Source organism: Pediococcus cellicola, from assembly GCF_001438655.1.
Taxonomy (GTDB): Bacteria; Bacillota; Bacilli; order Lactobacillales; family Lactobacillaceae; genus Pediococcus; species Pediococcus cellicola.
Genome location: NZ_JQBR01000004.1, coordinates 95,645 through 120,104, shown reverse-complemented (window position 1 = coordinate 120,104; position 24,460 = coordinate 95,645). Strand labels below are relative to the sequence as shown.

General features: G+C 40.2%; 23 protein-coding genes. 22 read left to right on the top strand and 1 reads right to left on the bottom strand.

What is annotated here, in order from left to right:
* The 22 genes from IV80_RS05000 to whiA all read left to right on the top strand — a co-directional run bounded on the left by IV80_RS05000 (position 1) and on the right by whiA (position 23,705).
* On the top strand, positions 1-720 hold the full coding sequence (locus tag IV80_RS05000; RefSeq protein ID WP_057750450.1) for a response regulator transcription factor: 720 nt from the start codon (positions 1-3) through the stop codon (positions 718-720).
* A complete protein-coding gene (locus tag IV80_RS04995) occupies positions 689-2,119 on the top strand; it encodes a sensor histidine kinase (RefSeq protein WP_057750447.1) in 1,431 nt (476 codons plus the stop codon). The genes IV80_RS05000 and IV80_RS04995 overlap by 32 nt, the downstream gene beginning before the upstream one ends.
* Before the next feature lie 201 nt (positions 2,120-2,320).
* Entirely contained in the window at positions 2,321-3,187 is an 867-nt protein-coding gene (locus tag IV80_RS04990) for a phosphate ABC transporter substrate-binding protein PstS family protein (protein WP_057750444.1), read from the top strand.
* A 5-nt stretch (positions 3,188-3,192) separates the two neighbouring features.
* Complete coding sequence (gene pstC, locus IV80_RS04985; protein ID WP_057750441.1) at positions 3,193-4,116, top strand: phosphate ABC transporter permease subunit PstC; 924 nt, start codon at positions 3,193-3,195, stop codon at positions 4,114-4,116.
* Positions 4,113-5,000 carry a phosphate ABC transporter permease PstA gene (gene pstA / locus IV80_RS04980; protein WP_057750439.1) on the top strand — a complete coding sequence of 296 codons (888 nt, stop codon included), beginning with the start codon at positions 4,113-4,115 and terminating at the stop codon, positions 4,998-5,000. The genes pstC and pstA overlap by 4 nt, the downstream gene beginning before the upstream one ends.
* 15 nt (positions 5,001-5,015) lie before the next feature.
* Positions 5,016-5,819, top strand: a complete 804-nt coding sequence (pstB, locus tag IV80_RS04975) for a phosphate ABC transporter ATP-binding protein PstB (protein WP_057750436.1) — start codon at positions 5,016-5,018, stop codon at positions 5,817-5,819.
* Between the two features lie 10 nt (positions 5,820-5,829).
* Positions 5,830-6,585, top strand: coding sequence for a phosphate ABC transporter ATP-binding protein PstB (gene pstB / locus IV80_RS04970; RefSeq protein ID WP_057750433.1), 756 nt, complete (start codon positions 5,830-5,832; stop codon positions 6,583-6,585).
* A 16-nt stretch (positions 6,586-6,601) separates the two neighbouring features.
* Positions 6,602-7,279 (top strand): phosphate signaling complex protein PhoU, encoded by a 678-nt coding sequence (gene phoU / locus IV80_RS04965; RefSeq protein WP_057750430.1) that lies wholly within the window; start codon positions 6,602-6,604, stop codon positions 7,277-7,279.
* A 128-nt stretch (positions 7,280-7,407) separates the two neighbouring features.
* Positions 7,408-7,743, top strand: coding sequence for a PspC domain-containing protein (locus tag IV80_RS04960; RefSeq protein WP_057750428.1), 336 nt, complete (start codon positions 7,408-7,410; stop codon positions 7,741-7,743).
* 31 nt (positions 7,744-7,774) lie between these two features.
* Positions 7,775-8,131, top strand: a complete 357-nt coding sequence (locus IV80_RS04955; protein WP_057750425.1) for a phage holin family protein — start codon at positions 7,775-7,777, stop codon at positions 8,129-8,131.
* Between the two features lie 30 nt (positions 8,132-8,161).
* Positions 8,162-9,103 carry an HPr(Ser) kinase/phosphatase gene (hprK, locus tag IV80_RS04950; RefSeq protein ID WP_057750422.1) on the top strand — a complete coding sequence of 314 codons (942 nt, stop codon included), beginning with the start codon at positions 8,162-8,164 and terminating at the stop codon, positions 9,101-9,103.
* A gap of 15 nt (positions 9,104-9,118) precedes the next feature.
* A complete protein-coding gene (gene lgt, locus IV80_RS04945; protein ID WP_147186304.1) occupies positions 9,119-9,961 on the top strand; it encodes a prolipoprotein diacylglyceryl transferase in 843 nt (280 codons plus the stop codon).
* A 69-nt stretch (positions 9,962-10,030) separates the two neighbouring features.
* Positions 10,031-11,047 (top strand): NAD(P)H-dependent glycerol-3-phosphate dehydrogenase, encoded by a 1,017-nt coding sequence (locus tag IV80_RS04940; RefSeq protein WP_057750416.1) that lies wholly within the window; start codon positions 10,031-10,033, stop codon positions 11,045-11,047.
* A gap of 42 nt (positions 11,048-11,089) precedes the next feature.
* Positions 11,090-11,998 carry a UTP--glucose-1-phosphate uridylyltransferase GalU gene (gene galU, locus IV80_RS04935; protein WP_057750414.1) on the top strand — a complete coding sequence of 303 codons (909 nt, stop codon included), beginning with the start codon at positions 11,090-11,092 and terminating at the stop codon, positions 11,996-11,998.
* A gap of 171 nt (positions 11,999-12,169) precedes the next feature.
* Positions 12,170-13,111 carry a thioredoxin-disulfide reductase gene (trxB, locus tag IV80_RS04930; RefSeq protein ID WP_057750411.1) on the top strand — a complete coding sequence of 314 codons (942 nt, stop codon included), beginning with the start codon at positions 12,170-12,172 and terminating at the stop codon, positions 13,109-13,111.
* Between the two features lie 155 nt (positions 13,112-13,266).
* Positions 13,267-14,994 (top strand): phospho-sugar mutase, encoded by a 1,728-nt coding sequence (locus IV80_RS04925; protein WP_057750408.1) that lies wholly within the window; start codon positions 13,267-13,269, stop codon positions 14,992-14,994.
* Positions 14,995-15,040: 46 nt separating this feature from the next.
* Entirely contained in the window at positions 15,041-15,670 is a 630-nt protein-coding gene (locus IV80_RS04920; RefSeq protein ID WP_057750404.1) for a YfbR-like 5'-deoxynucleotidase, read from the top strand.
* A gap of 106 nt (positions 15,671-15,776) precedes the next feature.
* Positions 15,777-17,780 (top strand): excinuclease ABC subunit UvrB, encoded by a 2,004-nt coding sequence (gene uvrB / locus IV80_RS04915; protein WP_057750400.1) that lies wholly within the window; start codon positions 15,777-15,779, stop codon positions 17,778-17,780.
* 11 nt (positions 17,781-17,791) lie between these two features.
* On the top strand, positions 17,792-20,665 hold the full coding sequence (gene uvrA, locus IV80_RS04910) for an excinuclease ABC subunit UvrA (RefSeq protein ID WP_057750397.1): 2,874 nt from the start codon (positions 17,792-17,794) through the stop codon (positions 20,663-20,665).
* Between the two features lie 185 nt (positions 20,666-20,850).
* Positions 20,851-21,744, top strand: a complete 894-nt coding sequence (gene rapZ, locus IV80_RS04905) for an RNase adapter RapZ (RefSeq protein WP_057750394.1) — start codon at positions 20,851-20,853, stop codon at positions 21,742-21,744.
* Entirely contained in the window at positions 21,741-22,751 is a 1,011-nt protein-coding gene (locus IV80_RS04900) for a gluconeogenesis factor YvcK family protein (RefSeq protein ID WP_057750391.1), read from the top strand. Before rapZ ends, IV80_RS04900 begins: the two co-directional genes overlap by 4 nt.
* 24 nt (positions 22,752-22,775) lie before the next feature.
* Positions 22,776-23,705 carry a DNA-binding protein WhiA gene (gene whiA, locus IV80_RS04895; RefSeq protein ID WP_057750388.1) on the top strand — a complete coding sequence of 310 codons (930 nt, stop codon included), beginning with the start codon at positions 22,776-22,778 and terminating at the stop codon, positions 23,703-23,705.
* Between the two features lie 55 nt (positions 23,706-23,760).
* Here the strand turns inward: whiA and clpP are convergent, their stop codons facing one another.
* Positions 23,761-24,354 carry an ATP-dependent Clp endopeptidase proteolytic subunit ClpP gene (gene clpP, locus IV80_RS04890; protein ID WP_057750385.1) on the bottom strand — a complete coding sequence of 198 codons (594 nt, stop codon included), beginning with the start codon at positions 24,352-24,354 and terminating at the stop codon, positions 23,761-23,763.
* Between the last annotated feature and the right edge of the window lie 106 nt (positions 24,355-24,460).

Here is a 24,460-nt window from a genome sequence, read left to right as displayed (position 1 = left end):
ATGAATGAAGAAATTTTGGTCGTAGATGATGAACCGTCAATTGTTACTTTACTAACTTATAATCTAGAAGAAGCCGGTTTTCACGTGGCAAGCGTGACTTCAGGGACACAAGCGTTAACATGGTTGGACAACAATCAATCAGACTTAATTGTAATGGATTTGATGTTACCCGGAATAGATGGTTTGGAAACCATTAGGCGGATTCGAAAAAAACAAGAAGATACTCCAATTATAATTTTAACGGCTAAAAATAACGAATTAGATAAAATTGTAGGATTTGAAATTGGCGCCGATGATTATCTAACTAAACCGTTTAGTCCTCGAGAATTAGTGGCCAGAATTAAAGCTATTTTGCGACGCACTGAACGAGGTAAACAAATACAGGCCACAATCAAAACTGGGCATGCGCTTCGGCGGGTGGGCAACCTGGTTTTGGACGAAGATCGTTACGAAGTTTTAAAGAACCAAAAAAAAGTGGCACTCACACCTAATGAATATAAATTATTGGTTTACTTGTGGGACCACGCAGATCATGTATTGAATCGGGATCGCATACTAAACGCCGTATGGGGATATGATTATGCAGGACAAACTAGAATGGTAGATATTCACATTAGTCATCTTCGTGATAAAATTGAAGATGACCCCAAAAATGCACGACTAATTTTAACAGTGAGAGGCTTTGGCTATGAATTCAATACAAAAGAGAATGCTGAATAGGACCCTACGTTTTAGTTTAACTAGTTTTGTGGGTAACTTACTAATGGCATTTTTGGTTCTTAAAGCAGTCCAAAAAGGACAACACAGTTTTAGTACCCAAGAAATCAACTACATTTTGTTATTTGCAATCACGATTTTTGTGACAGCGATTGAAGTCGTCGTTTATTGGAGTAACTTGCGCCAATCGCAGTTGCGTCAGGATGCGCTAAATGAGAAGTTACAAGAAGTCTTAAAGGGCGAAAAAGCCAGTCAAATTTTGTTGCCTAAAGATGACCCGTTTTATGAGTTAACCATGACAGTCAATAAAATTGAGTCTCATGATCGGCACCAAATTCATAACTTGACTAACCAAGGCAATGAGTTAAAGGCTATTGTAAATAATTTGCCAGTTGGTGTGTTAGTGATTAATCGACATCGTGAAGTGCAATTAGCTAACCCGGCTACGATAGATTTATTGCAACTACAAATTCAAAAGGATCCACATCCGTATACTTTAGATATTAAGCAAGATGATTTACGGGCCCTGATTGAACGTACTTTTGAAACTAAACGGGATCATCATCGAACAATTCATCTAAAACGCGAGCCAAGTGAAAAGGTAATTGAAGCTACGGTAGTTTATAACAAACAGGTGCATCATCGTTATGAAGTGATTGTGCTCTTATACGATATTACTGAGGCTTGGACGGTCGAGCAAATGCAACTGAATTTTGTAAGTAATGCTAGCCATGAACTACGCACACCAATTACAGCTATTTCTGGATTTGCAGAAACATTGATGAATGGGGCAAAAAATGATCCGGATAAGCTAGATGAATTTTTGGCTATCATTCAAAAAGAAAGTCGGAAACTTGTGCGATTGACGGAAGATATTTTGTCTATTTCACGTACGCAGTCGGATGATCCGCAATCTTTAGAGATTACGGAAAGTTCACTAGCAGATTTAGCGCAAGAGGAGATTAATCTCCTTCATTCAGGTATGCAACTACATCAGGTGGAAGTAGTTAATGACATTCCAAAAAATGTGAAGGTGCAAACCGATGCGCAACAACTCGGTCAAATTATTAAAAATTTAGTTGCGAATGGTATTCGTTATAATCGTCCTTCAGGTCACGTTTCCTTATCTTATCAGGAGACGACGAATCGTTGGCAGTTAATTGTGAGTGACAATGGAATTGGAATTGCAACCGAAGAGCAGCCTAAAGTTTTCGAGCGCTTTTATCGAGTAAGTGCAAATAAACCTGGAGAATTAGTTAGTGGAACGGGATTAGGACTGCCCATCGTGGCTGAAAGCGTAAAAAATCTAGGTGGTGAAGTTCGTTTGAAGTCTGAACTTGGTAAAGGCTCAACCTTTATTTTAACTTTTCCCAAACAATGGCGACCTAGCGCTGAATATTAACCTTTTTGAAATGAATAATTGAGAGTGGTATTGAGAAAATTGTCTTTTCTCGATACCACTTTTTTGTCTGAAATAAGCCGTCACAAATCATCACATGCTTGTTTCAAATTAGACCTTTACCTAATCTTTACATGAACAACACAATAACAATACACGTGCTTGTTAGACTGACAGTGTAGAATCGAGAGGGGATGACGAAAAGTGCGAAAAATTAGCTGGATACTAGGTGTCTTAATTGTGGGTCTTATTGGCCTTTCCGGATGTGGAAGACGCCAAAGTCAAACCATTACGGTTGTTGGTTCAACAGCTTTACAGCCCTTAGTTGAACGTGCAGCAAGTAATTTTCAAGTAAAAAATTCAGCAGTTAATATTACTGTGCAAGGGGGTGGTTCTGGCACTGGGTTGAGCCAGGTGCAGGCTGGTGCTGTGACTATCGGCAATTCTGATGTTTATGCGGAAGATCAGGATGGTATTAAAGCGAGCTCATTAATTGATCATAAAGTCGCAGTTGTGGGGATCACCCCGATTACGAATAAAGAAGTCACCGTCCGTAACCTAAGTAAACGACAATTAGCACAAATTTTCACTGGAAAATTGACAAATTGGCGGCAGGTAGGCGGCAAAAATCAAAAAATCACCGTGATCAATCGCGCTCAAGGTAGCGGTATACGCAATACCTTCGAAAAGATTGTACTGAATGGTCGTCAACCGGTGCAAGCACAGGAACAGGATTCTAACGGGACAGTTCAAAAAATTGTCTCGGCAACACCGGGAGCAATTAGTTACACCTCTTTTTCTTATGTGAATGATCAAGTACGTGCAGTGAAATTAGATAACGTTAGTCCTACTGCAAATCACGTAGAAACAAATGCTTGGCCAATTTGGTCTTATGAGCATATGTATACCAAAGGTAAACCGAATGCACAAACACAAGCCTTTTTGAATTATATCCGATCCAAAAAGATGCAAAAAGAATTAATCACGGACCTTGGATATATCTCAATTCATGATATGCAGGTGACACGTAACCGCAAAGGACAAATTTTAACTGATGAGAAAGGGGTGTAAGTGGAATGGATGAAATCAAACGACAATTAACGAAAGCTTCAAAAGCTACGCGTCAAGATCGTTATGGAAAATGGATTGCATTTATATGTACGTTTTTAATCGGTTTGTTAGTGGTTTCTATTTTTTATTTGGTTGCCTCTAAAGGGTTAGCAACATTTTTTAGGGGTCACATTTCACTTTGGGACTTTTTAACGCACCAAGATTGGAATCCAGGACAGGTTAGTAAAAATGGTGTTCCGTCAGTCGGTGCGTTACCAATGATCGTGGGATCGTTTTCGGTCACAGTCCTTTCCGCTATTTTAGCGACACCGTTTGCGATTTCAATGGCGTTATTTATGACAGAAATCGCACCTAAGCGTGGTCAGAGATTTTTACAACCGGTCATCGAACTATTAGTGGGTATTCCGTCGGTAGTGTATGGTTTTGTAGGACTAACGATCATTGTTCCCGTAATCAGAGCTATCTTTGGTGGCACGGGTTTTGGTATTTTAGCTGGGACTTTGGTTTTGTTTGTAATGGTACTACCCACGATTACGTCCATGTATGTGGATAGTTTACGGGCTGTGCCTCGTTTTTATCGAGAAGCCGCGTTGGCTTTAGGGGCAACACGTTGGCAGTCAATTTACAAAGTTGTTTTACGAGCTTCCATTCCGGGCCTACTTACTGCGATTATTTTCGGGATGGCACGTGCATTCGGCGAGGCTTTAGCCGTCCAAATGGTTATTGGAAACGCGTCATTATTGCCACACAATTTAATTTCACCGGCCTCAACTTTGACCAGTGTTTTAACCACTGGCATTGGAAATACGGTTATGGGCACGTTACCGAATAATGCACTATGGTCATTAGCTTTGATTCTTTTATTGATGTCCTTAGGCTTTAACCTATTAGTTCGCTTAATTGGACGCCAAGGGAGGTTCACAAAATGAATGCAAAAATAATTGATAAGATTGCCACAGCTATTATTAGTTTGTTGGTTGGAGTCGTCGTTTTGATTCTGGTCGCGTTAATCGGTTATATTCTTTTCACTGGATTACCACATGTTTCTTGGCATTTTTTAACTTCACCGTCGCAAGCTTTCTTAAGTGGTGGTGGTATCGGGGATCAGTTGTTTAATTCGTTTTATCTGCTGATTTTAACCCTTCTTATTTCATTTCCAATTGCATTAGGGGCTGGTATTTACCTATTTGAGTATGCACCTAAAAACTGGGTGACAAATACTATCCGGGTGGCAATTGAAGTTTTAAGTTCATTACCTTCTGTCGTCGTAGGTTTGTTTGGTTTTCTTTTGTTTGTGGTAGAGTTCCAACTCGGATTTTCTATTCTTTCCGGTGCAATTGCGCTCACGTTTTTCAATCTTCCTCTTTTGACAAGAAGTATTGAAACCTCCTTAAGCTCAGTTCCCAAATTACAGCGGGAAGCCGGATTGGCATTGGGATTTTCACGATGGCAAACGGTCTTAGGTGTGATTTTTCCAGAAGCTTTACCGGGAATCTTGACGGCTATTATTTTAAGTGCCGGCCGAATTTTTGGGGAAGCAGCAGCCTTAATCTATACTGCAGGACAGAGTGCACCAGTACTTAATTTTGCTAATTGGAATCCGTTTAGTCCAACGAGTCCACTAAATTTCATGCGGCCCGCAGAAACTTTAGCGGTCCATATTTGGAAAATTAATTCTGAAGGTATTATGCCAGATGCGAGTGCCGTTTCAGCCGGGGCTTCGGCTGTGCTCATTTTGGCTGTTTTGATTTTTAATGTTTCAGCGCGCTGGTTAGGAAACCGAATTTATCGAAAAGTAACAGCATCTAAGTAAGGCGGGGTGACAAAAATGAAGACTTATAATTTAGAAGAAACTTATATTCACAAATTTGATCCGATTGAGACACCCCTCGGTTTAGAAACCAAAGACTTACAGGTGTTTTATGGAGACAATCATGCCATGTATAACGGTTCGCTCCAGTTTCCTAAAAATGCTATCACAGCTTTAATCGGGGCATCTGGATCTGGGAAATCAACTTTTTTACGGAGTCTGAATCGTATGAATGATGATATTGCGACGGTAAAAGGAAAAATTTTGTATCAAGACGTGGATATTAACGCTTCTGAAATCAACGTTTATGAAATGCGCAAACATGTGGGGATGGTTTTCCAACGCCCTAATCCCTTTGCAAAATCGATTTTTAATAATATTGCTTATCCCTTACGTAAAGCGGGGATGAAATCTAAGTCACAACTAGCAGAACGTGTGGAGAAAAGTTTGGTCCAAGCTGCCCTTTGGGATGAAGTCAAGGATGATTTAAACCGCAGTGCACTTGCGTTATCAGGTGGGCAACAGCAGCGTCTTTGTATTGCTCGCGCCCTAGCGATGAATCCGGATGTCTTGTTGTTAGATGAACCGGCCAGCGCCTTAGATCCGATCTCTACAGGAAAATTGGAACAGGCACTTTATGACCTACAGAAGCATTACACCATTATTATGGTTACCCATAGTATGCAACAGGCTTCACGCGTGAGTGATTATACCGCGTTCTTTCATATGGGACATATTTTGGAATTTGATCGGACACAAAGAATTTTTACACGTCCGCATATTCAGGCCACAGAAGATTATATCTCAGGTAATTTTGGTTAGGAGGCAACAAATGGCAAATGTGATGACAGCGCGGAATCTGCGCTTATATTACGGCAAACACGAAGCATTACATGGCATTGATTTAGACTTTCCGAAGCAAAAAATCACCGCTCTAATTGGTCCTTCGGGTAGCGGTAAATCTACTTTTTTGCGCTGTATGAATCGTATGAATGATCTTGTGGCTGGTGTTACGATTACTGGTAGTTTAAAATTAGATAATAAGGATATTTATAGTCCGAAAACTGATGTAGTTGATTTGCGGAAGCGTGTAGGAATGGTCTTTCAACAGCCGAATCCCTTTCCCTTTTCCGTATTTGATAACGTCGCGTTTGGGCTGCGTCTAGCTGGAATTAAAGATCGTGCTTTGATTCAAGAACGTGTCGAAACTAGTCTTAAACAGGCGGCAGTTTGGGATGAAGTCAAGGATAAGTTGAACGAAAATGCATTAGCGTTTTCAGGCGGACAGCAGCAACGAATCTGTATTGCCCGCGTTTTAGCAGTTCAGCCGGAAATCATCTTGATGGATGAGCCAACCAGTGCCCTGGATCCAGTATCTGCTGGAAAAATTGAAGACTTATTATTAAGTATCCAAGACAAATTCACAATTGCGATTGTCACGCACAACATGCAACAAGCTTCACGCATTTCTGATCAGACAGCCTTTTTTCTGGACGGCAAATTGGTAGAAGTGGGTTCTACAAAACAGCTATTTATGGCACCACAAAAAGAAGAAACAAGTGACTATCTAAATGGAAAGTTTGGTTAAACTGGAGGGAACTAAAATGCGCGGAATTTTTGAGGATGAATTAAAACGGTTGCATGGTAAGTTTACAGAGATGGGAATTAATGTGAGTGAGGCCATTTATCGGGCATCTAAGTCATTCATTGATCACGACAAAGCTCTTGCCCAACAAGTCATTGAGCATGATGAAGAGATTAATGAAGAAGAAATCAAGTTAGAGGATGAGGCATTGATGTTAATTGCCCTTCAACAGCCGGTTGCTGCTGACTTTAGGCAAATTATTATTGTGCTTAAGGCCAGCTCGGACTTGGAACGGATCGGTGATCATGCGGTCGGTATTGCCAGAGAATCAATTGAATTAAAAGGTGAGCAACGTGTTCCAGAAATTGAAGATGATATTGGCGAAATGACAAACAATGTGCGTTCAATGTTGGAAGAAGTTTTGGATGCCTACGTTAAGGAAGATGAAGTCGGGGCCAAACAAATCGCAATTGCAAATCAACAAATCGATAAAGCGTATGCCAATGTACGTGAGAAGACAATTGAAATGATGAAACAAGATTCCAAGGTCATTACAGGTAGTGCCAGCTATTTGATGGTGGCTAGCTATTTGGAACGTATAGGAGATCATATTAGTAATATTGCTGAATGGGTTGTTTATAATAAAACCGGACATTTAGCAGAACTGACACCCGACCATCATCCCGAAGAAAACTAATTAAAAAGATTGACTTGATAGGTGAAAGTTTAAGAATCTATCAAGTTTTTATTTTTAAAGCTTTAGTTTGCCAATTAGTTGCTCCAAGCTGTAGAATATAAGTAATTAACAACTTTGAGGTGAATAATATGAAATCAAATTCTAAACGAAAATTTGCAAAATCGAATCGCCGAATGGTGAGTGGTGTTCTAGGCGGAATTGCTGATTATTTTGCTGTTGATGCCTCTATTGTGCGTATCGTTTTTGTCGTTCTAACTTTGCTCACGCACGTTTTTCCTGGTATTTTGGTATATGCTTTGTTGGCTTGGTTAATGCCAGAAAATCCAGAGCCGCGGACAAATGGATTTACTGAGAACTTCTTCACGGGATTTGGACAACCGGGACAAGAAACTAAAACACGTAAACGAAAAATCATTAAAAATGTCCAAGAAGAAGACGATCCATCTTCGAAGCATCATGAATAAGACGCACTAATTTAAAGGAGTGAAACCAAGAATGAAATTTTGGCAAAGAGTTATCGTGGATGCCATCTTATTTATTGCATTGGCCGGTTTTTACCGTAATAGCGGTAATTTTGTGGTTACAAATGTGTGGGTTGCGCTCGGGGCAAGCTTGGTTTTGGCACTGCTTAATGCTTCCATCAAGCCTTTTTTGCAACTTATCTCACTACCAATTACAATTTTGACTTTAGGGTTATTCAGTATTGTGATTAACGCGGTCATTTTACAATTAACTTCATTTTTAGTGGGACCGACAAGTTTCTATTTTTCATCGTTTGGAATGACGATGTGGATTGCGTTATTGATGTCCATTTTAAATGCCATCATTTCAAACTATTTTATGAATCGATAAATTGCCACCAATTGGCAGGAGGTAAGTATTTTGGCAGATAGTGTAAAAGTTGCAGAGTTAGTAAAATCCATTCGCTTGGATGTATACTCAGGCAAAGAATTTTTGGATCAACGTGCCATCACAGTTAGCGATATTTCAAGACCCGGTTTGGAGTTAACCGGGTATTTTAATTTTTATCCCCATGAGCGGGTGCAATTGTTCGGTAGAACCGAAATTTCTTATGCGAAGGGAAGTATGACGAGCGAGGAACGTCAAGATGTCTACCAGCGTATGTCGCACGATGATACACCTGCGTTTGTGATTTCGCGTGGATTGCCCATTCCGGAGGAGTTAACTAAAGCTGCCAAGGCCAAAAATATCCCTGTGTTAGGTTCGGCGTTACCAACGTCACGCTTGTTGAGTAATATGACTAATTTCTTGGAAGGAAAACTAGCAGAGCGTCAATCAGTTCATGGCGAATTAGTGGACATATACGGTTTAGGGGTCCTAATTACTGGTGATTCTGGCGTAGGTAAAAGCGAAACAGCCTTAGAGCTTGTCAAACGCGGGCATCGCTTAATTGCGGATGATCGGGTTGATGTCTATCAACAGGATGAACAGACCTTGGTAGGGGAGGCACCCAAAATTTTACGGCACTTATTGGAAATTCGTGGTGTCGGAATTATTGATGTGATGAACTTGTTTGGTGCCGGTGCGGTTAGAACAGAGACGGATATTAATTTGATTGTCCACTTGGAAAATTGGGATGATGACAAGCAGTTCGACCGTTTAGGCAATGGGCAACAAACACGTAAGTTCTTTGACGTTGAAATTCCACGAATTGCGATTCCAGTTCGTACAGGACGTAACTTGGCCGTCATTATTGAGTCAGCGGCAATGAATTTCCGTGCTAAAAATATGGGTTATGATGCGACCAAAGTGTTTGACGAGAACTTGAATGAATTAATTAAAGATAATTCGAAGAAAAACTAGCAGGAGATGACGGGTGTGAGGTTATTATTAGGCGCATTGAATCCAATTGCTTTAAAATTAGGACCTTTCGAGGTTCATTGGTATGGCGTAATTATTGCAAGTGCCGTGGTGATTGCAACAATCCTTGCCGTGCGTGAGGGAAAAAGGCGGCGCATCAATCCTGACGATATTTATGACATGATTTTGTGGGCACTTCCGGTAGCCTTGATTTCGGCACGCGCATATTATGTCATTTTCGAGTGGCCATATTATGCGCAACATCCGGATCAAATAATCGCCATTTGGGATGGTGGTATTGCCATATATGGGTCTTTGATTGGGGCAGGTTTGGTGGTTTACTTTTTCTGTCGCGCCAAGTGGATTCCTGTTTGGTTGATGTTAGATGTGGCAGGGCCAGTTGTTTTAATGGCACAAGGCATTGGTCGGTGGGGCAATTTTATGAATCAAGAAGCTTTTGGCCGGATAACGTCCCTACAATTTCTCCAAAATTTACATATACCACATTTTATTATTCAACAAATGTTTATTGATGGCGCGTATCGTCAACCTACGTTTTTATATGAATCCATTTGGGATCTATTAGGTTTTGTTCTTTTAATGAGTTTTCGTCATCGGCACCACTTATTTAAACAAGGCGAAGTTTTTCTTAGTTATGTTATTTGGTATTCGTTTGGACGTTTCTTCATTGAAGGAATGCGCACTGACAGTTTAATGATTGGTAACATTTTGCGGGTATCACAGTTATTGTCTGTAATTCTTTTTGTAGGCGGAATCATTCTATGGTATATTCGTCGTAAGAGGAACCAAACTAACCCTTGGTACTTGGATGGAAATGAATTAAATCCGCGGAAAAGTTGAGTAATCGCTGTGAGTGTTAGATAATAGAAAAGTAGATCAGAAAATGATTAATTATAAGGAGTCATATTAATGTCTGAGAAAATTGCGGTATTAGGTGCTGGTTCGTGGGGAAGTATTTTAGCTAATCTTTTGACGGAGAATGGAAACGACGTTCGCGTTTGGTCCAATGCTCCCGAACAGGTTAAAGAACTAAATGAAAAGCATACTAATGAACATTATGTTCCAGGATTCAAGTATTCAGATAAGTTAGTTGCTTATGATGATTTAAAAGCTGCTTTAGACGGGGTATCAGTTGTTTTGTTTGTGGTTCCGACTAAAGTAATGCGCCTAGTTGCCAACGAGATGGTAGCTGTTTTAGAAGAAACAGGCAACAAGCCAATTATCGTACATGCTAGCAAGGGATTAGAACTAGGAACACATAAGCGACTTTCTCAGGTTCTGGAAGAAGAGATTCCTGAGAAAAATCGCGAGGCAATTGTGGTCTTATCAGGACCTAGTCATGCTGAAGAAGTTGCTAAAAAAGATATTACTTTAGTTACAGCAGCAAGTGAAAACGCTGATGCTGCCAAGAAAGTTCAGCAACTCTTTATGAACAAATATTTCCGTGTTTACACTAATCATGATGTGATTGGGGTTGAAATGGGAGCCGCTTTGAAGAACATTATTGCACTTGGAGCGGGGGCTTTACATGGGTTAGGTTATGGTGATGATGCCAAAGCCGCTTTGATGACGCGTGGATTAGCTGAAATTAGTCGTTTAGGGGTGGCATTAGGTGCCAAACCATTGACGTTTATTGGTTTATCTGGTGTAGGTGATTTAATTGTGACGGCAACTAGTGTCCACTCACGAAATTGGCGAGCTGGTAATGAACTCGGACAAGGCATGCCTCTAAAAGAAGTGATTGATACCATGGGAATGGTGATCGAAGGAATTCCTTCAACACAGGCGGCTTACGAGTTAGCTGAACAAAATCACATTGATATGCCAATTACACGTGCTATTTATGACGTTTTGTATAATGGCAAGGATGTCAAAACAGTGATCGGTGAGTTGATGGACCGTGAAGGCAAACCAGAGATTGATTAAGGTATTTAAATAAAAATTTTTTATACTAAAGGAGCGTTATTTATGTCAGAAAGAGTTAGAAAAGCGATTATTCCAGCAGCCGGATTAGGAACAAGATTTTTGCCAGCTACAAAGGCTTCGCCAAAAGAAATGTTACCAATTGTGGATAAACCAACTATTCAATTTATTGTTGAGGAAGCTCGTAAATCTGGAATTGAAGATATTCTGATTGTGACCGGAAAAGGAAAACGGGCTATTGAAGATCACTTTGACTCCGTTCCTGAATTGGAAAATAACTTAAAAGCTAAACATAAAGACAATCTTTTAAAGTTGGTCGAAGAAACGACCGATATTAATCTTTACTTCATTCGTCAGTCTCACCCTCGTGGTTTAGGTGATGCCGTATTGACCGCTAAAGACTTTGTGGGTGATGAACCATTTGTTGTCATGCTGGGTGATGATTTAATGGATGATAAAGTGCCATTGACCAAACAACTTATGAACTCTTATGAAGAGACCCATGCTTCTACTTTAGCTGTTATGCAAGTTCCTCATAAAGAAGTTTCTAAATACGGCGTTATCAAACCACAGGCAAAAATAAAGCCTGATCTCTTTAACGTGGAAAGCTTTGTTGAGAAGCCAAGTCCAGAAGAGGCACCTAGCGATTATGCCATTATTGGGCGCTACCTGTTAACTCCTGAAATCTTTGATATTCTCGAACATCAAAAGCCAGGTAAAAGTAATGAAGTTCAATTAACAGACGCCATTAATGAATTAAATAAAACACAACGCGTGTTTGCTCATGTCTTTACTGGCGAGCGGCATGATGTAGGAAATAAATTTGGCTTTTTGAAGACCAACATTCAGTATGGTCTCCAGCATCCGGAAGTTCGAGATGATCTTCGTGAGTATATCAAGCAATTAGGTGCACAACTCATCGAAGAAGATAAGACAGATAAGAAAAAGAAGTAGATTGGTTTTTTAAATAGTGTTTCTAGGAACTGGCAATTACCGGTGATTTACTGGCATTGCCAGTTTCATTATTTTATAATAGTTGCAGCTAACTTTTTGTAAGCAAAATAGTAGACATTCTGGTAAGAAGATAGTATATTTATTATCAAAATAGGAGAGAGGGGAAGACATTTGGCAAAAGAGTACGACGTTATTGTAATTGGCGCAGGGCCGGCAGGAATGACAACCGCTTTGTACGCGTCACGGGCAAACTTATCTGTGCTTATGTTAGACCGTGGTATTTACGGTGGGCAGATGAATAATACGGCAGCAATTGAGAATTATACTGGATTCAAATCTATCTTAGGACCGGATTTGGCAAAAGATATGTATGACAGCTCGATTCAATTTGGTGCCGAGTATGCATACGGCAGTGTGCAAGAAATTGAAGATCACGGTGATTTTAAAACGGTTAAAACGGATACGGATAGTTTTAATGCTAAGGCTGTGGTAATTGGCACGGGTTCAGAATATAAGAAGTTAGGCGTAACCGGAGAGGATACTTATAGTGGCCGCGGTGTTTCCTACTGTGCGGTTTGTGATGGAGCCTTTTTCAAGGGCATGCACCTGATTGTGGTTGGTGGCGGTGATTCTGCGATTGAAGAAGGTATCTACTTGACACAGTTAGCTTCTAAAGTCACGGTTATTCATCGGCGGGATCAATTACGTGCGCAAAAGATTAGTCAAGAACGTGCTTTTGCTAATCCGAAGATGGAATTCGTTTGGAACAGTAATGTGACTGAAATTGTGGGTGATGATCAAAAGGTTACCGGCGTGAAGGTCAATAATAATAAAACTGGTGAAGATAGTTTTATTGATGCTTCTGGTGTTTTCATTTATGTGGGAAACCATGCAATGACCGATAATTTGCATAACTTACCAATTCTAGATGAAAATGGCTGGATTCCAACTGATGACCATATGCAGACAAACGTCCCTGGCATTTTTGCTGTCGGAGATGTTCGTCAAAAAGATCTCCGTCAGATTGCAACTGCAGTTGGCGAGGGTGGTATTGCAGGACAACAGGTCTTCTCGTATATTCAAGATTTAAAGGCTAAAACAACAGTTAAATAATTCTTAAAGTTTCGTGGAGTGAACTCTGCGAAACTTTTTTATTATTAAAAAATAGATAGGCTGCTGTAAAGGTGAGGAAAACGTTTTAATCCTGGGTGTGAAATGTTGTATACTTAAAGTGTTGAAAAATTTCGCCAATATTTGGGGGTAATGACTTGGATTGGAAAGATACATATCAAGAGTGGACGACACGTCAGGATCTAGAGCCGAGTTTAAAGGCTGAATTAAACGAATTAGCAGGACAAGATAAAGAACTTGAGGAAGCTTTTTATGCGCCAATGGAATTTGGTACGGCAGGTATGCGTGGTGTAATGGGCCCCGGAATTAACAGGATGAACATTTATACAGTTCGTCAAGCAACCGAGGGGTTAGCTAACTTCATGGATGAATTGAATAACAAAACGAAACAACGTGGCGTCGCGATTAGTTTTGATTCAAGATATCATTCAGAAGAGTTTGCACATGAAGCAGCTCATGTTTTGGGAAAGCATCAAATTCCTAGTTTTGTTTTTGATGATATGCGTCCGACACCCGAACTTTCATTTACGGTTCGCCATTTACATGCTTATGCTGGCATCATGATTACGGCCAGTCATAATCCTAAACAGTATAATGGTTATAAAATCTATGGACCTGATGGCGGCCAGATGCCACCAACAGAATCAGATAAAATTACCCAGTATATCCGTAAGGTAACTGACATTTTTGATATTCCAGTTGCTCGTGAACATGAGCTGAGACAAAACGGGCTTATGACACTAATTGGTGAAAATGTGGATGCCGCTTATCTTGCAAAAGTAAAGACGGTGACCATTGATACTGATCTAATCCGTAAGTACGGTTCGGATATGAAATTGATTTATACACCTTTACATGGAACTGGGAAAGTTTTAGGCAATCGTGCTTTACAAAATGCTGGATTTAACGATTTTACCATTGTGCCAGAACAAGCAATTGCAGATCCCGAATTTATCACGACGCCATTTCCCAATCCCGAATTTGCGCAAACCTTTGATTTAGCGATTAAATTAGGCAAAAAACAGCAAGCTGATTTGTTGGTGGCCACAGATCCAGACGCCGATCGATTGGGAGCGGCAGTGCGGCAGCCTAATGGTGACTATCGCTTGCTGACAGGAAATCAAATGGCGGCGTTGATGCTGAACTACATTTTAACAGCACGGCAAAAAGCGGGAACTTTACCTGAAAATGCCGTGGCAGTCAAATCAATTGTTTCTAGTGAATTGGCAACTAAGATCGCAGAAGCGCATGGGGTTGGCATGGTCAATGTGCTGACAGGATTCAAGTTTATTGCTGATCAAATTCAGCACTATGAAGAAACGCAGGCACACACTTTCATGTTTGGCTTTGAAGAAAGCTATGGCTATTTGGTTAAACCTTTTGTACGCGATAAAGATGCAATTCAGGGTATTGTGTTATTAGCTGAAATCGCGGCTTACTATCGCAAACAAGGCCAGACTTTGTATGATGGTCTCCAAGCGCTTTTTGAGACGTATGGCTATTACGCTGAAAAAACCATTTCCAAAGATTTTCCTGGGGTGGACGGTCAACAACAAATGGCGTCCTTAATGACCAAATTCCGTGAGGAACGTCCTACTGATTTTGCTGGGCATCGAATTACGGCTTTAGAAGATTTTGAAAAACAGTTAACAATCTTTAGTGATGGTAGCAGCCAAAAAATTGCCTTGCCTGTCGCAAATGTGCTTAAGTATCAGTTAGATGATGGTACTTGGATTGCCATTCGGCCGTCTGGAACGGAACCTAAAATTAAGTTCTATGTGGGGACTGTAGGCAAAAGTAATCAAGAATCAAAGGAAAAGATTGCTGCTTTTGAGCAAGCGATTGATCAGTTCATCAAAGCATAAATAAGAATTGTTAAGCAGAGGTTCAGTTTAGTTAAGGAGGCCACTGATGGGAATTCATCAATACATCAAAAGTTTAAGTAACTTAGAGACTTTAGTACGCGCGCCGGGAATTTTTAAATATCAAAAGCATTCGGTTGCTGAACATTCATTTAAAGTTACGCAGATTGCCCAGTTTTTAGGGGATGTTGAAGAAAATAGTGGTCAAAAAGTAAACTGGAAATCATTATATGAAAAAGCACTGAATCATGATTATAATGAACGTTTCATTGGTGATATCAAAACACCGGTGAAATATGCCACCCCTAAATTACGGGCAATGCTAGCCGACGTGGAGGACTCTTTATCCGAAAACTTTGTTAATAATGAAATTCCAAGTGAGTTTCGTAAGGCCTATCGTCGCCGTCTATCAGAGGGAAAGGACGGAACGCTAGAAGGAAAAATTTTGTCTGTGGCTGATAAAATTGATTTATTATACGAGTCTTTTGGTGAAATTCAAAAGGGAAACCCTGAAAAGACTTATGAAGAGATCTATAAGGAGAGTTTAAGTACAATTGTGCAATTCAAAGATCTGGCATCCGTGCAGTATTTCTTACATGAAGTTTTGCCTGATTTGTTGAAAGAAAAGTTTACTGATCAGGCCAAATTAGGCGAAATTACTCGAAAAATTATCGATTAAACAAGTTGATGGCGAAAGTATGTTCGGTGTGTTAAAATTGAAACATTGTTTAAAAGGGAAGGCAATTGCTTTCCTTTTTTTGTGAACGAAGTGGAGGGCTTTGCAAATGATAGATCGTACTGATAATAATAGGTTTGAGCTGATTTCTCACTATAAACCAACGGGTGATCAGCCTAAAGCAATTCAACAATTAGTTTCAGGAATTAATACCGGAGAAAAGGCACAAATTCTCTTAGGGGCGACCGGTACTGGAAAAACGTTTACCATTTCCAATGTGATTCAACAGGTCAATAAACCTACTTTAATTTTGTCCCATAATAAGACTTTGGCAGGGCAACTTTATGGAGAGTTTAAGCAATTTTTCCCGAATAATGCCGTTGAATACTTTGTCAGTTATTACGATTACTATCAGCCCGAGGCCTATGTGCCATCCAGCGATACTTATATCGAAAAAGACTCTTCAATTAATGATGAAATTGATAAATTACGCCATTCTGCGACGAGTTCTTTATTAGAACGCAACGATGTTATTGTGGTGGCATCTGTTTCAAGTATCTTTGGTTTAGGTGATCCCAAAGAGTATAAAGATCATACCGTTTCGTTACGAGTGGGACAACAAATTGAACGTAATCAGTTACTACGAAAATTAGTGGACATTCAATTTGAGCGTAATGATATTGATTTTCAACGGGGCCGTTTTCGTGTCCATGGTGATGTGGTTGAAATCTTTCCAGCCTCTCATGACGAACATGCGCTTCGTGTGGAATTTTTTGGGGATGAAATCGACCGTATCCGTGAAGTCGATGCTTTAACTGGTGAAGTGGTTGGTGATCGAGAACATGTGGCAATTTTCCCAGCGACCCACTTTATGACGAATGAGGATCAAATGGACGTTGCCATCCGAGGCATTGAAGCCGAACTTAAAGATCGGTTGAAAGTGTTAGAAGGGCAGGGAAAATTACTTGAGGCTCAGCGACTAAAACAACGGACAACTTATGATGTGGAAATGTTACGAGAGATGGGCTATACAAATGGCATTGAGAACTATTCAAGGTTTATGGATGGGCGAAAACCAGGAGAACCACCGTATACATTATTAGACTTTTTCCCGAAAGACTTCTTGATGGTTGTGGACGAATCCCATGTGACGATGCCCCAAGTGCGCGGAATGTATAATGGTGATCGCGCCCGCAAACAACAACTAATCGATTATGGTTTTCGTTTGCCGAGCGCTTTAGACAATCGACCCTTAACATTACAAGAATTTGAAAAACACGTGAATCAAATTGTATATATGTCAGCGACTCCTGGACCTTATGAAGAGGCACAAACTAATCATGTAGTTGAACAAATTATTCGACCAACCGGGTTATTAGATCCGGAAATCGAAGTACGTCCTATTATGGGACAAATGGATGATTTAGTTGGAGAAATTAATAAGCGCGCAGAACGTAACGAACGTGTTTTTGTCACGACTTTAACGAAAAAAATGGCTGAAGATTTAACGGATTATCTAAAAGAGCTTGGCATCAAGGTCGCTTATCTACACAGTGACATCAAAACTTTAGAGCGAACCAGGATCATCCGTGATTTACGTACGGGTAAGTATGATGTTTTGGTAGGAATCAATTTGTTACGTGAAGGGATTGACGTTCCCGAAGTATCATTGGTTGCCATTTTAGATGCCGATAAGGAAGGCTTTTTACGCAACACCCGCTCTTTAATCCAGGTGTCTGGGCGTGCTGCTCGTAATGAGCATGGACGCGTGATTATGTATGCAGATACGATTACTGACTCTATGCAGGCAACCATTGATGAAACCGCAAGACGACGTAAGATTCAGGAAGCCTATAACGAGGCCCATCACATTACGCCGCATACAATCAAGAAATCAATTCGTGACTTGATTGCACCCACTAAAGAAACTGAAGATACGGGCAAAAAAGATAATTTCTTGGAAACTGATTTTGAAGACATGTCTAAGAAGGATCAAAAGCAAATGATCGCCAATCTAACCGAGCAAATGCGCTCAGCGGCTAAAAAACTTGACTTCGAGACGGCAGCGACTTTGCGTGATACAATAATGGAACTAAAAGCTGAAATAGGCTAGGGGGAATTGAATTGGCGAACGATAAAATTGTCATTCATGGTGCAAGAGCACATAATTTAAAAAACATCGACGTGACAATCCCAAAAAATAAAATGGTTGTGATTACCGGGTTATCTGGTTCGGGAAAGAGTTCATTGGCGTTTGATACATTGTACGCTGAGGGACAACGGCGGTATGTTGAAAGTTTGTCTGCCTATGCACGACAATTTCTAGGACAGATGGATAAACCCGATGTAGATTCGATTGATGGATTGAGTCCTGCAATTTCTATTGATCAAAAAACAACTTCCAAAAACCCACGTTCAACGGTGGGGACGGTCACTGAAATTAATGATTATCTACGTTTGTTATGGGCAAGAGTGGGTCATCCTATTTGTCCAAATGATGGGACGGAAATTACGAGTCAATCTGTTGAACAGATGGTGGATCGTGTTTTAGAATTGCCAGAGCGAACTAAATTACAAATCATGTCACCAATTGTGCGCGCTAAAAAGGGACAACATAAAAAAATCTTCGAAAAAATTAAACGCGAAGGTTTTGTTCGCGTTCGTGTGGATGGTGAAATACATGATATTGAAGAAGAATTAGATCTCAATAAAAGTAAAATGCATACTATTGAGATTGTCATTGACCGAATCGTAGTCAAAAAGGAGATTCGTTCTCGCTTATTTGATTCTTTTGAAGCTGCCTTACGATTAAGTGGTGGTTATGCGACAGTGGACGTAATTGGCGGCGAACCATTACTTTTCTCAGAACACTATTCGTGTCCAATTTGTGGTTTTACGGTTGGCGAATTGGAACCACGTTTATTTTCGTTTAATGCACCATTTGGCGCTTGCCCAGATTGTGATGGGTTGGGAATCAAATTAGAAGTGGATATGGATTTGGTTGTTCCAGATCCAACCAAAACCTTGCGTGAGGGCGCTTTGGCACCTTGGAATCCAATTAGTTCCCAGTATTATCCTAGTTTATTGGAACAGGCATGCAAGGCTTTTAAGATCGATATGGATACACCTTTCGAAAAGCTGAGCAAGGCTGATCAAAAGTTTGTTTTACACGGATCAAATGGTAAGAAATTTCATTTTCACTATGAAAATGATTTTGGCGGAGTACGTGACGTGGACGTTGCATTTGAAGGTGTGGTTGAAAATGTGGCGCGTCGTTATAAGGAAACAAATAGTGATTTTACACGTGATGTGATGCGCAGTTATATGCGCGAATTAACTTGTCAGACATGTCATGGCTATCGATTGAATCGAAAGGCACTCAGTGTTAAAGTGATGAATCAGCATATTGGTGAAGTTTCTGCTTTGCCAATTGATGATGCAATCGATTTCTTTAACCACGTGACCTTGTCTGAACAAGAAACCTCAATTGCAAAACCTATTTTAAAAGAAATTCGTGATCGGCTGACTTTCCTTCGAAACGTGGGTTTAGAGTACCTTACATTGAGTCGTGCTTCTAGGACACTTTCTGGAGGAGAAGCTCAGCGTATTCGTTTGGCAACCCAAATTGGATCTAATTTATCAGGTGTTTTATACATTTTGGATGAGCCTTCGATTGGACTCCATCAACGTGATAACGACCGTCTGATTGGGTCGTTAAAAAAAATGCGTGATTTAGGGAATACTTTAATCATCGTTGAACATGATGAAGATACTATGCGTGCGGCTGATTATTTAATTGATATTGGTCCAGGAGCTGGTGATAATGGCGGTGAGGTTATGGCTGCTGGCACACCAAAACAGGTGGAAAGAAATAGAGCTTCCTTAACGGGACAGTACTTAGCTGGTAAAAAATTCATTCCTGTTCCTCTTGAACGCCGAAAGGGAAATGGAAAAAAGATTACAATTAAAGGCGCAGCAGAAAATAACTTGAAGAAAATTAATGTAGATTTTCCATTAGGAAAGTTCATTGCTGTGACCGGTGTTTCTGGTTCGGGAAAATCGACACTTGTGAATATGATTTTAAAACGGGCGTTAGCACAAAAGTTAAATCATAATTCAGAAAAGCCTGGCAAATACCGCTCAATTGCGGGTGTCAACAATATTGAAAAGATCATTAATATTGATCAAAGTCCAATTGGGCGTACACCGCGGAGTAATCCCGCTACCTACACGAGTGTTTTTGATGATATTCGAGGGTTATTTGCGCAAACAAATGAAGCAAAATTACGAGGATATCATAAAGGCCGCTTCAGCTTTAATGTGAAGGGCGGCCGTTGTGAAGCATGTAAAGGCGACGGTATTCTAAAGATTGAGATGAATTTTTTGCCTGACGTTTATGTGCCCTGTGAGGTATGTAAAGGGAAACGCTATAACTCTGAAACTTTAGAGGTCAAATACAAGGGAAAGAATATTGCGGAAGTTTTGGAAATGACTGTTGAAGAAGCCTTAAACTTCTTCGAACCAATTCCAAAGATTCGTCGTAAGCTACAAACAATTGTTGACGTGGGTCTAGGGTATGTTCAACTTGGACAGGCGGCTACAACCCTGTCTGGTGGAGAAGCTCAACGAATGAAGTTAGCGTCTGAACTACACAAACAATCTAGTGGTAAAAGCTTTTATATTTTAGATGAACCAACAACTGGCTTGCACACAGATGATATCAAACGCTTATTGGAAGTTTTGCAACGCTTGGTTGATAAGGGCAACACGGTGTTGGTAATCGAACATAATTTAGATGTTATTAAAACGGCCGACTACCTGATTGATTTAGGACCAGAAGGTGGTGCTGGTGGTGGTTCTGTAGTCGCGACCGGTACACCTGAGCAAATTGCGCAAGTTTCAGAAAGCTATACAGGAAAGTATTTAAAACCTGTTTTGGAACGCGATAAGCAACGGACAATGGCAGTATCTACAAACAACAAAAAAGTTTCAAATTAGATGCTTAAAAGAGTTGAGACTGGGGAAATCCCCAGTCTTTTTCTGTTTCTGAATCTCAATAGTCGAAATCGAGGGCAACCGGATGATTCGTTGTTTTTTTAGACTTTAAAAATAAATAAGTAATATTTCAAAAAATGGCACGCCCGGTGTGTTATAATTAGCTATCGCGAATGGGGGATAAAAAAATGACAGACGAAAAAATGCAATTAGTGATTGTGACCGGAATGAGCGGTGCCGGTAAAACGGTTGCCATGCAAAGCTTTGAAGATTTAGGCTTTTTCTGTGTGGATAATATGCCACCAGCACTTTTACCCAAGTTTTGGGAACTGGTTAAAGAGTCAGGGAAAATCAATAAAGTGGCGTTGGTTGTCGATTTACGTTCCCGTGCATTTTACGATCAAATTCTGCACATGCTAACCGACGAAGATAATGAACTGACTGGCATTCAATCCCAAATCCTGTTTTTAGATACTTCTGATCAGGAACTGGTTTCGCGTTACAAGGAAACACGGCGTTCACATCCTTTAGCCATGGAGGGTCGTGTGGTTGATGGTGTTCGAAAAGAGCGAGAACTCTTAGCGCCAATTCGTTCAAATGCGAAATTTGTGATCGATACAACGGCAATGACGCCACGTGAATTACGTGAACAAATATTTGAAGCGTTTGGTTCAGATGGTGTTGTTGGCAAATTTCATATTGAAGTGGTTTCGTTTGGCTTCAAATATGGCTTGCCAATTGATGCTGACATTGTGATGGATGTCCGTTTTTTGCCTAACCCTTATTATATTCCCGAACTAAAGGCAAAGTCTGGTTTAGACCAGCCGGTTTATGATTATGTCATGAACCAGCCAGTTACCGAAAAATTTTATAATCATTTTATTTCGCTACTGCGATATGTCATGCCTGGGTACCAAAAAGAGGGTAAATCAACCGTTACGATTGCAATTGGCTGTACCGGTGGACAACATCGTTCGGTGGCGATTGCGCAAAGAATTGCAGATGATTTAACTTCAGATTATACTGTTCACGTCCAACATCGGGATGTGAAAAAACGAAAGGAAACTGTGAATCGATCATGACAAAGAAACAGGCAGCACGGAATCGCCCTAAATTTGTGGTGATTGGTGGAGGAACCGGGTTACCGGTGATCCTTAAAAGTTTAAAAAAACAAAATGCAGATATTACAGCCATTGTGACTGTTGCGGATGATGGTGGCTCATCGGGCGTCATTCGAAATTATGTGAATGTGGTTCCGCCTGGTGATATTCGTAATGTCATTGTGGCGTTATCAGAACTTCCAAAGATTAATTTGGATATTTTTCAATACCGGTTTAAGAGTGATGATAGTTTCTTGGCTGGGCATGCTATAGGTAATTTAATAATTGCGGCCTTGTCAGAAATGAAATCGGGCATTTTTTCAGCCGTACAGGAACTTTCAGAAATGATGAAAGTTGATGGTCACATTTACCCAGCTTCAAATGAGCCCTTAGTTTTACATGCGGAATTTACAGATGGGACACAGTTGGCTGGTGAATCTGAAATTACCGCGGCTCACAAAACGATTAAAAGAGTATGGGTAGAGCCAACTTCTTGGAATGCGGGACAAAAACCACATGCTGTCCAAGAGGCGATTGATGCCATTTTAGATGCTGATGAAATTGTTTTAGGACCGGGGAGCCTATTTACAAGTATTTTACCCAACCTTATGATCTCAAACATTGGGGATGCCGTGCTCAAAACAAAAGCAGAAGTGGTCTATATCTGTAATATCATGACCCAGAAGGGTGAGACAGATCATTTTACCGATTCGGATCATGTAGCGGTCTTAAATCGACATTTAGGACAAAATTTTGTGGATACAGTGTTGGTGAATACAGCTAAAGTACCTGATAATTACATGGATTATAATCGTTATGATGAGTACTCGACTCAAGTACGGTCCAATTTTAAGGGCTTACGGGCGCAAAATTGTCGTGTGGTTTCTGATAACTTCTTGTGTTTACGTGATCATGGGGCGTTTCATGATGGTGACCGCGTGGCACAGGAATTGTTTAATGTTGCGGGGAATCCCAAAGCGTGTGATTAAACTAACTTGAAAGGAGGGGCTTTCGTGTCTTATGCAAGTGAAGTGAAAAAAGAGTTAACTGGCTTGGACGTTCGCTCGAAAAATGCCAAGGCAGAGTTAATGGCGTTGATTCGAATGAATGGGTCAATTAATTTGGCTCATCGCCAGTTAGTTTTAAGTATTCAAACCGAAAACCCTGCCATTGCAAGGCGAATTTATGCACTTTTAAAGAAATTTTATGACGTTGAAGCTGAATTGATCGTCAGACGTAAAATGAAATTGAAGAAAAATAATTTGTACATTGTACGTTTAATGACCAAGTCCCAGTTTATTTTAGAAGATTTAGCCATTTTGGCAGATGGGTATCAAATTAATGAAAAGGTTCCGGATGAATTGTTGACTACAGAAGGCGAAATTCGTTCTTATTTGCGGGGCGCATTTTTGGCGGGTGGTTCAGTCAACAATCCGGAGACCAGCCGTTATCATTTGGAAATTTATTCCCTGTATGAAACGCATAATGCCATGTTGATGGAATGGATGAATCGTTACGATTTAAATGCGCGATCGACGCAGCGCCGTAGTGGATATATTGTCTATTTAAAAGAGGCAGAACGTATTGCAGACTTTTTGTCTTTAATCGGCGCAACCAATTCTATGCTCAAATTCGAAGATGTTCGTATTTTACGCGATATGCGTAATTCTGTGAATCGGTTAGTGAATTGTGAAAATGCAAACCTAACCAAGGTAGCTAATGCTTCTACTAAGCAAATTAACAATATTAAATATATTGATGAGGTGGTTGGTCTGAACAACTTACCTCCCAAACTACAAGAAGTGGCGCGTGTTCGGTTAGATAATCAAGAAGTCAGCTTAAAAGAACTAGGGGAGTTGATTCCTAGCGGTGCAATTTCAAAATCTGGGATCAACCATCGACTTCGTAAATTAAATGAATATGCGGAAAAGTTACGCGCATAACTTGATACAAAAAAATGGTGCACCCAGTTTTGAGTGCACCATTTTAATTTGTCTATTATTTTAACTCAGCGTTGTTTTCCATAATCGCATCGATGAGACCGTAATCTACAGCTTCTTGAGCTGAGAAGTAATGGTCACGTTCAGTATCACGATTGATAGTTTCCAAAGGCTGACCAGAATTGTTTGCCAAAATTTGGTTTAATTCTTCACGAGTCTTCAAAATTTGAGTTGCTGCAATTTCAATTTCAGTTTGTTGTCCTTGGGCACCACCAGAAGGTTGATGAATCAAAACTTCTGAATGTGGTAAGGCAAATCGTTTCCCCTTTGTTCCAGAGGATGCCAAGACACTTGCCATAGAAGCTGCCATTCCCATAACAATGGTTTGTACATCCGACTTAATAAAGCGCATGGTGTCATAAATGGCAAGTCCTGCAGTGACAACCCCACCTGGAGAGTTGATGTACAGATAAATATCTTTATCTGAATCCTGAGCATCTAGGAATAACAATTGGGCAATAATTGAGTTAGCAACATCATCATCAATCGGGCCAGAAAGCATAATAATGCGATCCTTTAGTAAACGAGAGTAAATATCATAAGCACGTTCGCCACGTGATGATTGTTCAATAACTGTTGGAACCAAGTTCATAACTTAGTAGCCTCCCTTTAATTTCATCTTTAGTTTTATTAGCTCATCACTAATATGTTTACAGCTTACCGCTAAGGTCAATAAAGGTCAAACAATTTAACTTGTA